We start from the raw sequence: 10,740 nt of genomic DNA, 5'->3' as shown, positions 1-10,740 counted from the left end.
GGCTGCCGTTCAGACCGCCGGAACCCACCCCCCGGGAGGCCCCGACGACCGTTTCATCTTGGGAGGATCACCAGAAGAAGGGCGTGAAGTTCACCGCGACACTGTGGTCCGACTGGTCGATCGGAACGAAGGCCGAGTTGCTGACCTGGGCGGACGTGTTCTGGTTCGACGCACCGGTGCCGACGGCCTGCTGCTGGGTCGTGGACGAGTTGCCGGAGTTGTTGCCGCCGACACCGCTGCCGCCGATCGTCGCCACAGCCGCGTTCGATCCGTCGTTCGCGAAGGAGCCGTCGTCCGCCAGGGCGACCCCGCCGCAGAGTGCGACGGTCAGGGGCAGAGCGGCGACAGCGGCGAGGGCGCGAGCGGTACGGATACTTGCCATGTCATTTCCTCCAGAGAGCGGAATTGCGGCTTCATATTCGGCTGGTTCCGGGGGAGTTGGCCGACCACCCCGGTGCTGTTCACAACGTCGCGAGACCAGAGTTGCCCAGCACATCCCCGGCGAACCCCTCATCACCTCCCGATTCCCTCTCACGTATGACGAAGAGCGGATAAACCTCACAAGCCGCAGGAAAGTCCAGGTCGGCGAGGCGGACCCGGCGGACCCGTTGGCACGCCCGGGAAGAAGCGTTCCGCCAAGCGACCACCACCCCGGGCGCCTCCAGGCGGTCCAGACCCGCCCCCACCTCCCCCTCTTCCCTTCTTCGAACGCATGTACGAAAATAGCTGCATGGCCACCATCGACCGGCAGACCCCCACCCTGGCCCTCGCCCATGCCCTCGCCGCCGCCGGGCGCGGCCTCCCCGTCTTCCCGCTCTCCGCCACCAAGCTCCCCGCCCTGCGCTCCCCCCACCGCGGCGAGCGGTCCCCGGCGCACTGCCGGGGCGAATGCGGCCTGCCGGGCCACGGGGTGCACGACGCCACCACCGACCCCGCGGCCGTCCGCGCCCTCTTCGCCGCCGCACCCCGGGCCACCGGCTACGGCATCGCCTGCGGGCGCGCCCCGCACCGCCTCATCGGGATCGACCTGGACGTCGACCCCGCGTACGGCAGCGACGCGACCGGCGCGCTGCGGCAGCTGGCCCTCCAGCACCTGTTCACCATCCCGGCGACGGTCACGGTGCTCACCCCGAGCGGCGGCCGCCACCTCTGGCTGACCGGCCCGGCCGACGCGACGGTCCCCAACTCCGCCGGCCGCCTCGCCCCGGGCATCGACATCCGCGGCAGCGGCGGCTACCTGGTCGGCCCCGGCTCGGTCACCGCCCACGGCCGCTACCGCCTGGCCCCCGGCACCGCCCACCTCACCCCGGCCCCCTGCCCCCGCGCCCTGCTCCGTCTCCTCACCCAGCCCCGCCGCCCGGCCACGACCCCCGGCGACCCGGGCACCACCCGCACCCCCACCCCGGACCGCCGGGGCGAGGGCCTGGTCCAGTTCGTGCTGGCGGCCCACGAGGGCCAGCGCAACACCCGCCTGTTCTGGGCGGCCTGCCGCGCCTACGAACACGGCTTCGGCGACGCCCTGGCCGACGCGCTCACCGCCGCAGCCGTCCGCACCGGCCTTCCGGAACACGAGGCCCGCGCCGCGATCGCGTCGGCGGCCCGGCTGACGTCGGGGCGAGGGAGCGAATCCCCGTAACCGCTCTCAGCAGCTCCCCCCGAGAATGACAGCGCTTCCTAGCACCTTCTCCAGTGGTCTTTCCCCAGAAAATGCGGGCCGTACCCTGCCCGACAACGATCGACGGCGCCCCGCCCTTACAACGATAAAATAGAAAGCGCTTGCACAACCGTTGCCTTTCTCGCGGGGCCTGCCCTTCACTGTTGTGCGGCAGCCCGTCGGCCACCGGACAGCCGGCTGCCTCGGCCCCCAAGGAGGAAGGCCCATGCGGCGTTTGGCCGTACTCGTCTCAGCCCTGTTCCTCGTGTCCCTCGCCCAGGGCCAGGCCACCGCCCAGCCTCCCGACATACCGCCCCAGGAACCGGGCGTGACCATGCGGGTGTTCGACGTGCAGATGCCGCTGGACGACTTCTGCGAGCTCAAGCCCGGACAGACACCCAACGTCGACGAGCTGAAGCCGACGATCGACTGGACCACCGCCGAGGACTTCGGGCTGAGCGGCAAGTTCGTCACCGAGGTCACCGCGTACCTGAACGTCGAGTCGGCCGGGACGTACGACTTCCGCATCACCAGCGACGACGGATCCCGGCTGATCATCGACGGCACGGAGATCATCGACAACGGCGGCAAGCACGGCGCCCAGCCCAAGGAGGGCTCGGCCGAGCTGACCGAGGGCGCCCACGCGCTGCGCATCGACCACTGGGACGGCGAGTACGACCAGCGCCTGCTGCTGGAGTGGCGGCCGCCCGGCTCGGACGCGTACACCGTCGTCCCCACCTCCGCTCTGAGCACCGACGCCGACGTCACCCGGGTCACCTCCCCGGGCCGCAAGCTGTGCGAGGGCGTCGACGAGTCACCGGGCGACGGCCTGCCGCTGGCCGGCGTCCACCCCGACTACACACTGACCGACCTGCGCCCCGACGGTTTCGAACCGCAGGTCACCGGCATGGACTGGCTGCCGGACGGCCGGCTGGCCGTCAGCACCTGGGGCGGCAGCAGGGAGAGCGAGCTCGGGCAGGTGTATCTGCTCGACAACGTCACCGGGAACACCGACCCCTCGAAGGTCACCAAGAAGCTGGTCGCCGAGAACCTGCTGGAGCCGATGGGCCTCAAGTACGTCGACGGCACGATCTACGTCTCCGAGAAGGACGGCCTGACCGCACTGGTCGACAAGGACGGTGACGAGGTCACCGACGAGTACCGCAAGATCGCGACCTGGCCGTTCGGCGGCAACTACCACGAGTTCGCGTTCGGGCTGCTGTACGAGAAGGGGCACTTCTACGTCAGCACGGGCATCGCGATGGTGCCCGGGGGCGCGACCCAGGACCCGCAGAACGTGCCGAACCGCGGCTCCACCCTCAAGATCAACAAGAAGACCGGCAAGGTGTCGTACGTGGCCGGGGGCCTGCGCACCCCGAACGGCCTCGGCTGGGGCCCGAAGGGCGAGATCTTCGCCACCGACAACCAGGGCGCGTACGTGCCCACGTCGAAACTGGTCCGGATCAAGCAGGGCGCCTTCTACAACCACCACACCAACCCGGACGGCGTCTACGACGACCAGCCGGTGACCGAACCCGTGCTCTGGCTGCCGCACGGGGAGATCTCCAACTCGCCGAGCAACCCCCTCCTCCTGCCCAAGGGGCCCTTCGCCGGACAGATGGTCTTCGGCGACGTGACGTACGGCGGCCTCCAGCGGGCGTTCCTGGAGAAGGTCGGCGGTGAATACCAGGGCGCGGTGTTCCGGATGACGCAGGGCCTGGAGGCCGGGGTCAACCGGATCAGCCTCGGTCCGGACGGGGCGATCTACGCCGGCGGCATCGGCGACGCGGGGAACTGGGGCCAGGAGGGCAAGCTCAAGTTCGGCCTCCAGAAGCTCGCGCTCACGGGCGACGACGCCTTCGACATGCGGGCCATGCGGGCGGTCGACGGCGGCTTCGAGATCGAGTACACGCGGCCGCTCTCCGCCGAGACCGCCGAGGACCTGGCGTCCAAGTACGAGGCCCAGCAGTGGCGTTACGTGGCGACCCCGCGATACGGCGGCCCGAAGGTCGACGAGGAGACCCTCGACGTCACGTCAGCGACGCTCTCCAAAGACCGTAAGACCGTGACACTGAAGATGGACGGTCTACGCCCCGGCCACGTGGTGCACGTACAGTCCCCGCGCCCCTTCGCAGCGGAGTCCGGGGCGGAGCTGTGGAGCACCGAGGCCTGGTACAGCCTCAACACGCTGCCCGACGGTTCGAAGCCGCCGCCGGTGTACGAGGCGGAGTCCGCATCCCTGTCCGGCGGCACCAAGTTCAACGACAACCACTCCGGCTACTCCGGCACCGGCTTCATCGACAACAACTGGGAGCCGGGCTCCCGCACCACCTTCGCCGTACGCGCCGACAAGAAGGGGAAGCACGACCTCGCCCTGCGCTACGCGAACGGCCAGAACGCCGACCCGCAGCCCACTCCCCGCTCGATGACCCTGTACGTCAACGGCGAGCGCCACAAGCAGATCTGGCTGGACTCCACCATCGCCTGGAACAAGTGGGCTACGCACACCGAATCGGTGCCCCTGCGGAAGGGCGCGAACACGATCACGTACGCCTACGAGCCCGAGGACGACGGCCATGTGAACCTCGACAGCCTCACCGTCACCCCGACGAAGCGCACCACCCTCTTCGACGGCACGGACCTGGACGCCTGGGAATCGAACGACGGCGGCCCGGCGAAGTGGCCGGTGGCGAACGGCTCCATGGAGTCGTTCGGCGGTGACATCCGTACGAAGGAGAAGTACGGCGACTTCCGGATGCACGCCGAGTGGTACCAGCCCCACTACCCGCCGGACGTCACCGGACAGGCCCGGGGGAACAGCGGGGTCTACATCCAGGAGCGTTACGAGCTCCAGATCCTGGAGTCCTTCGGGGTCGACGCACCGGCCGACAACGACGCCGGTTCGATCTACCTGCGCAAGGCCCCCGACGTCAACGCGGCAACCGCGCCCGGCACGTGGCAGACCTACGACATCGAGTTCCGGGCGGCCCGCTTCGACAACGACGGCAAGAAGGTGGAGGACGCACGGGTGACCCTCCGGTGGAACGGCAAGCTGGTCCACAGAGACGTCGCCATCGTCGGCCCCACCGGCGCGGGCCGTCCGGAGGGCCCCGCACCGGGCCACATCAAGTTGCAGGACCACGGGGATCCCGGTGAGAACCCGAGGTTCCGCAACATCTGGATCGAACGGCTCTGACACCCGGTCCGACGACACGTGGAAGCGGGGCTGCCCTCTCCGGCATCGGAGGGGGCAGCCCCGCTCCGTTCAGCTCTGCGGGCTCGCGGCCCTACGAACTCGGGATCTCAGGCACGCAGGGAGACGTAGTACGCGCCGACCTCGGCCAGGTAGCCGTGGTCGGTCGTCTCGCTGTCGGTGGCGAACCGGGGTGCCGATTTGATCTCTTCCCGCGACGCCGAGACCTTCACGGTCCGCTCCCCACCGTCCACGACGGCCACCGCACCGGCGGGAATCAACACGCTCCTGCCGAACTTCCACACCCCGGTGTCGACCACCAGGTGCTGCATGCCGGGCTCGCCCTCCTGGCGCTCCACATGCCCGATGACCCCGTCGGCAGCCTCGACGCTGAACCCCACCAGCACCTGCCCCGCGACGAAGCCGCTGTCCCGCCCGAACGCCCACACATCGCCCACAGGCACGTCTCCTCCACTCCCACCCGGCTGTCGAAGCCGAACGCCTTACGACGCCTTACGACGACGCCTTGCCGATCGCGTCACCGGGCTGATGCCCCGGTACGGGCGCGCCAAGCACACCCGCCCGAACGAGCCCGCACGATCGGCAGGACACTCCGAGAACCCGGGCCCGACTCGCCTCTAGGAAGCTCCGAGGCGCCCCGTTCCGGCGTCCACGCGAGCCAACTCCGCGTCGTACCGCTCCGCGCCGAAGTGGAACTCCGGCGGGGCGACTTCCTCATACGGAACCTGCCAGTCGGACCACTGCACGATGCCCCCGAACCGCTGAACGACAACGGTCAGAAACCCGCAACAGCCCCTCGAACACTCCGGCTCCCCGAGCTCCACCCGCCGAGCCTCCCCGGTCGCCCACAGCAACCAGGGCCCGCCGCCGGCCGGCAACACGTCGGCAACGAGCGGCCCCCGGCCTCCATCACCGACCGCACCCGCCACCACGTCCTCGCCATTGACCAGGATCCGCAGACTGGGCGGGAACCGGCGGTCACGCGGCAGCACGCTGATCTCCAGCCGATCGAACATGCGCCCACGATAGGGCGACCGCCCTGCGGGATCTCCTCGGTTTCCACGCGGCCACCGGCACCACGACCGGACGGTCCCGCGTCCGACAGAGGGGTGACCTCGGCCGCCGAGGGCCAGCACGCACGAGAACGGCCCCCGACCGAAACTCCTGGTCGGGGGCCGTCACACGGGGAGAGAGCCGTCAGCTCAGCGATTTCTCAATCACCTCGAAGATGTCGGCATCGGTCTCCTGCTGCCATGACGGCAGATCGGGCCAGTCAGCCACGTAGCCCGGCTTCGGGTCCTCGAAGTGCTTGAACATCTGGGCGGTCCAGCATGTCGCGACGAAGCGGCTCTTCTGCTCGCGGGTCAGCCGGGCCGTGGTGCCGCCGCTGATCTCGACGAACTGGCGGACCTGCTCGTACACGGAGCCTGCGGCCTCGCGCTCCCACTGCGGCGTATCTGCCCAAGGGGTCACGTAACCGGCCTTCGGCTCGCCGGGGAAGTGCTGGTGCACTCCCGCGATCCAGGTCTCGCGGAACAGTCGTGCACCTTCGGTCTGCGACATCCCAACCCCTCTCGTCACGACGTCCTCAGTATGGCGATCTCCGCCCTCAACTCCGCTACGCGGTGGTCCCGTCGCAGGGGGCCGAACTCTTCGCACAGACTTCGGAGTCTACGGGCGACGTATCCGGAACCGGAGGATCGAGCTAGCTCAAGGGCCTCCCCGCCGTACGCGACGACTTGTTCGGGGTCCTGTCGCTTCGCACCGATAGCGGCCAAGTCCGTGAGAACCGCTCCGCGTCTCCGGTACGACTGCCCGAACGCCAGAGCCGCCTGCTCCAAGGCGTTCCGCAGGGTGTTCTCCGCCAGGTCGAGTCGCCCGAGCTGTACGTAGCGAGCGCCGCGCTCCTCCGCCAGACGCGCGCCGTCGAAGCGGAGCCATCCGCCGTTGACGCTGTCTGCAGTGAGGTCACGAACGGCCTCGGCCCGATCCAGCGCGCGCTCACACGTGCCCAGGTCACCGAGTCCCGCGTATGCCTCGGCTTGGACGGACGCGACCCAGTACCGAGTCGAGAGGCTGGTATCCCCACGACGGGCCAGCCGGTCGGCCACGTCGAGCATCTGCGCAGCCTGGTGATGACGCTCCTCGGACATGTCGACGTAGGCGTGACGGACGAGCGCACATGCCCACAGGTCGTACGCCCTGGCGTCCTTGCTGACCGAGGCGGCAAGTGAGTACGAAGCGGCTGCTTCGGAGTACCGATTGCCGTCGAAAGCCACTTCGCCGGCCAGTTGGAAGAGGTCCGCAGCAGCGCTCAGCAGAGGCTGGGTACTTCGACAGCTGCGTGCCAGTGTCTGGTTCAGCGTGGTCAGCTGGTCCCGGACGACGGAATAGACGGAGCCTTTGGTGCGGGCCAGTTGATATACCTGCCAAAGGTGTCTGTTCATGAGCGCGAAGTCGGCAGCCGATCCCCGACGGACACCCTCGGTCAACGCCTCGGCCTCCTCGGCCGGAAGGGCGGTCAAGGCACCGCTGACAGTCAGTATCCGAAGGAATTCGCGGCGGATCATTTCGTCGGAGTCTCCCGTGCTCGGGGGGTCACCGGTCTGGAGCCCGGCACTTTCCGGCCCTGCGACTCGTGGCGGCTTGAGGAGTACGTCGAGTTCTTGGAGGCTGACTCCGAGAGCTGCCGCCAAGCCGTTCCGCTGGGGCGGTTGAGGAGCGACTTTGCCGCTTTCCCAGCGTCCGATGGTTGTGCGGTCCACACCGAGTAACTCGGCCAACTTCTCCTGACTGTAACCCAGGGCCCTGCGTCGTTCGGCCAGCCCCATGGTGCCCCTTCCCCAGGAATCAGGCCCGCCGAGCCCCGTGCACGGACCTGCCTCAAGACTGCCGCATCAATGCCGTGGAGACCTCGGACTTCACCCAGTTTTCTGGATGTTGCCCCGAACGAGCAGCGGGATGACAGAGGAGTTCGATCATGACGACGAGGGACGAGGTTCTGGCGCGCACGTCGGGCGCCGGCGCACGGACGGAGGGCCTGGGTGCTGAGCGTCGAGTGCTCATGACGATCAGGATCTCCCGTAATTCCGGACGGACTTGGAACCGGGTCACAGAAGTACGGGAGGACGAGAATCTGGTGATCCTCGATAACCCCGGCCATTTCCCTCCCTGCACCTGCCCGCGCTGTACGGATCACTCCACGCAGCCCCGTCCAGCTTCGCAGGTGGACGGCTGATGCGGTGTACGCACTGGCGCCGGGTACCCCTTGACCTGGCACGAGAAGCACGGCAGAAGTCGACCGCCCCGTACATCGACAGGGCGGTGCAGTGCCAGCTGTCCGCGCACGACGAGGGTGAGCACTTCGGTCTCCTCACCGATGCAGGCGCGTACGGGACCGCGCTGTGGCTCCGCTGGCACGAGACGAACGAGACGGAACTCGTCGTGTTGCCGGACTGCCCGGTGGCCGCCCCGGGTCCTGACGGCGAGGGCTGCTGCCTGTTCGCCGACCACCCCGAGCAGCACACCTGGGAAGACACCCCGAGGGAGGTCTCGTGCACCAGTTGATCGTGAGTCCGTACAACGGAACGTTCCTGATCGCCCGCTCCGGCTCCAAGGGCGGCATGCGTATTCCCCGGGCGCTGTACGAAGAGCTGGCCTCGACCGAGAGCAGCAGCCCTCTGCCGGCCTGGCTCCTCGACCCCGCCCGTACGGCCTGGAGCGTGGACCTGGCGGGTGCGGTGATGCGGGACGCCGTCCTCGTACGTCCCGAGACCCGTCTCGGCTACGGCCGGGCCACGTACGAGATCAACAAGGGCTGCAACTTCAACTGCGAGCACTGCTACCTCGCGGAGCGGAAGTTCGAGGGGCTGCCCTGGCCGGGCAAGGTCCGGCTCCTGTACCTACTACGGGACGCCGGGGTGCTGTGGCTCCAGTTCACCGGCGGCGAGCCGCTGATCGACCGGGACTTCGTCGACGCGTACACCCTCGCTCACCGCTCCGGGATGCTGATCGAGATCCTGACCAACGGCTCCCGGCTCCACCGTCCCGAGATCATCGACCTCCTGCGTGACCTGCCACCGCATAAGGTGACCGTTTCCCTCTACGGGGCGACCCCGGACAGCTTCGACGCGCTCACCCGCAAGCCGGGGGCGTTCAAGTTGGTCGAGAAGGGGCTCGTCGCGGCGCGTGAGGCGGGCATCGCGCTGGAACTGGCGCTGATCATCACCCGGCACAACGCCCACGAGCTGGACGCCATGCGCGCCTTCGCCGAGCAGTACGGGGCGGGCCGCCAGGAGTACGGCACGATCTCCCCCACGTACACCGGCACACCCGAACCGCTGGCCGCCCAAGCACCCGGCTTCCTGGACAAGACCAGCGTCTTCAAGGGCTGCCCCGCCGGCCACACCTTCTTCCACGTCGACCCGCACGGCCTGGCGACCATGTGCAAAGTCGGCCGCGAGAACCCCATCAACCTCATGACCGAGGGCCTGGACGGACTCCTCCGTCTACCCGGCATCGCCGATGCCCAGATGCTTCGCACCGCAGGCTGCGGCGGCTGTCAGCTCTCCGGCACCTGCCGGGTCTGCCGACCGCTCGCCAAGGCCTACCAGGAGGCGAAGGCACCACTGAACACCTACTGCCAACACGGAAGCGAGGAAGCGTCATGACCGCTGTCATGGTGGAGATCAGCCCCCGACCGCCGGCCCAGGAAGAGCCCGAGGGAGTGATCCTCCTGGACGACCTGGAGGTGCTGTCCGAAGGCGCCATCCCGGGCTGCAACGACGACAACCCCTACCGGTAGACACCCTGCCGCACACAACCGCGGGGGCTTCCGGACGTTCTTCCGTCCCGAAGCCCCCGCACCACTGCCCGCCCACACCCGCACCCGCCTCCGTGGAAGAGTGAAGCCCATGGCGACCACCCGCATCGGCCTCGACCGACTGCCGCCCGCCGCCCGCGCCGCCATCGAAGAGCACACCGGCCCCCTCCTCACAGTCGAGGAGACGACCGAAGGCTTCAACAGCGAGATCGCCGTCCGCGTCACCTCCACCACGGGCACCTGGCACATCAAGGGCCTGCGCACCGACCACCCCCGCGCCTGGACCCAACGTCGGGAGGCCGCCGTCGCCCCCTTCCTCACCAGCCTGGCCCCCACCCTCGACTGGCACGTCGAAACAGCAGGCTGGGACCTCCTCGGCTTCGAAGCCCTCAACGGCCACCACGCCGACTACACCCCCGGCTCCCCCGACCTCCCCGAAGTCGCAGCCCTCCTGCGCCGCCTCGGCGAAACCCCCTGCCCCGGCATCGAAATGCGCGAAGCCGAACAGCGATTGGAGCGTTACGCTGCCCACCCCGACGACCTCCACTTCTTCGCCGGGCCCCACCTGCTCCACACCGACCTGAACAACGCCAACGCCCTGGTCGACGTCCACGCTGCCCAGGGCGATCGGGCCCGCTTGGTCGACTGGGCCTGGGCAACCCGTGGAGCGGCCTGGCTCGACGCCGGCTACTGGGTGATCTGGCTCATCGCCTCCGGCCACACCCCCACATCGGCCGAAGAGTGGGCAGCCGAAATCCCCGCCTGGCACACCGCCGCCGCCGAGGGCATCATCGCCTTCGCCGCAGCCAACGCGCACTTGTGGGCCGAGATCAGCACCGCCGACCCCGGCCCGTGGACGTTGCGCCTCGCAACGGCCTCTGAGGCCTGGCACGCACACCGAACGATCGGCTGACGGATGCGTGCCCGACTACTCGTAACAAGTTATCCGGGTCTTAGACCGTGTCCTACATGGCCAGTTGGCGGTTGTGCTGTTCATGGGAAGTGGACGGTGGGGATGGATCGTTCCGGACGGACTGTGGGAGATAGCGA

Annotated in this window: 11 protein-coding genes; 6 read left to right on the top strand and 5 right to left on the bottom strand. The window is 68.8% G+C overall.

Going from position 1 to position 10,740, the window contains the following annotated elements; all coding sequences use genetic code 11:
* Window positions 1-67 precede the first annotated feature (67 nt).
* Window positions 68-382, bottom strand: coding sequence for a hypothetical protein (locus ACFWM7_RS29030; RefSeq protein ID WP_383266002.1), 315 nt, complete (start codon window positions 380-382; stop codon window positions 68-70).
* 348 nt (window positions 383-730) lie between these two features.
* On the opposite strand from ACFWM7_RS29030, the gene ACFWM7_RS29025 reads away from it, so the two are divergent.
* Window positions 731-1,636 carry a bifunctional DNA primase/polymerase gene (locus tag ACFWM7_RS29025; RefSeq protein WP_383265998.1) on the top strand — a complete coding sequence of 302 codons (906 nt, stop codon included), beginning with the start codon at window positions 731-733 and terminating at the stop codon, window positions 1,634-1,636.
* Between the two features lie 244 nt (window positions 1,637-1,880).
* Window positions 1,881-4,850 carry a family 16 glycoside hydrolase gene (locus ACFWM7_RS29020; protein ID WP_383265995.1) on the top strand — a complete coding sequence of 990 codons (2,970 nt, stop codon included), beginning with the start codon at window positions 1,881-1,883 and terminating at the stop codon, window positions 4,848-4,850.
* Window positions 4,851-4,957: 107 nt separating this feature from the next.
* Here the strand turns inward: ACFWM7_RS29020 and ACFWM7_RS29015 are convergent, their stop codons facing one another.
* The 4 genes from ACFWM7_RS29015 to ACFWM7_RS29000 all read right to left on the bottom strand — a co-directional run bounded on the left by ACFWM7_RS29015 (window position 4,958) and on the right by ACFWM7_RS29000 (window position 7,699).
* Window positions 4,958-5,305, bottom strand: coding sequence for a PRC-barrel domain containing protein (locus ACFWM7_RS29015; protein ID WP_383265994.1), 348 nt, complete (start codon window positions 5,303-5,305; stop codon window positions 4,958-4,960).
* Between the two features lie 180 nt (window positions 5,306-5,485).
* Window positions 5,486-5,884: a hypothetical protein gene (locus ACFWM7_RS29010; protein WP_383265992.1), complete on the bottom strand. Its 399-nt coding sequence runs from the start codon at window positions 5,882-5,884 to the stop codon at window positions 5,486-5,488.
* Window positions 5,885-6,065: 181 nt separating this feature from the next.
* Window positions 6,066-6,431, bottom strand: a complete 366-nt coding sequence (locus ACFWM7_RS29005; RefSeq protein WP_383265989.1) for a hypothetical protein — start codon at window positions 6,429-6,431, stop codon at window positions 6,066-6,068.
* Between the two features lie 14 nt (window positions 6,432-6,445).
* Window positions 6,446-7,699 (bottom strand): helix-turn-helix transcriptional regulator, encoded by a 1,254-nt coding sequence (locus ACFWM7_RS29000; protein WP_383265986.1) that lies wholly within the window; start codon window positions 7,697-7,699, stop codon window positions 6,446-6,448.
* A 406-nt stretch (window positions 7,700-8,105) separates the two neighbouring features.
* On the opposite strand from ACFWM7_RS29000, the gene ACFWM7_RS28995 reads away from it, so the two are divergent.
* The 4 genes from ACFWM7_RS28995 (at window position 8,106) to ACFWM7_RS28980 (ending at window position 10,603) form a co-directional block, all read left to right on the top strand.
* Window positions 8,106-8,435, top strand: a complete 330-nt coding sequence (locus ACFWM7_RS28995) for a hypothetical protein (protein WP_383265983.1) — start codon at window positions 8,106-8,108, stop codon at window positions 8,433-8,435.
* A complete protein-coding gene (locus tag ACFWM7_RS28990; RefSeq protein WP_383265979.1) occupies window positions 8,423-9,538 on the top strand; it encodes a radical SAM protein in 1,116 nt (371 codons plus the stop codon). The genes ACFWM7_RS28995 and ACFWM7_RS28990 overlap by 13 nt, the downstream gene beginning before the upstream one ends.
* Window positions 9,535-9,672: a hypothetical protein gene (locus ACFWM7_RS28985; RefSeq protein WP_179894499.1), complete on the top strand. Its 138-nt coding sequence runs from the start codon at window positions 9,535-9,537 to the stop codon at window positions 9,670-9,672. The genes ACFWM7_RS28990 and ACFWM7_RS28985 overlap by 4 nt, the downstream gene beginning before the upstream one ends.
* A 109-nt stretch (window positions 9,673-9,781) precedes the next feature.
* A complete protein-coding gene (locus tag ACFWM7_RS28980) occupies window positions 9,782-10,603 on the top strand; it encodes an aminoglycoside phosphotransferase (protein ID WP_383265975.1) in 822 nt (273 codons plus the stop codon).
* The last annotated feature ends 137 nt before the right edge of the window (window positions 10,604-10,740 follow it).

The organism is Streptomyces sp. NPDC058375, assembly GCF_042723425.1.
GTDB lineage: Bacteria > Actinomycetota > Actinomycetes > Streptomycetales > Streptomycetaceae > Streptomyces > Streptomyces durocortorensis.
The sequence above is the reverse complement of the archived record's forward strand: the minus strand, read 5'-3'. Positions and strand labels throughout refer to the sequence as shown.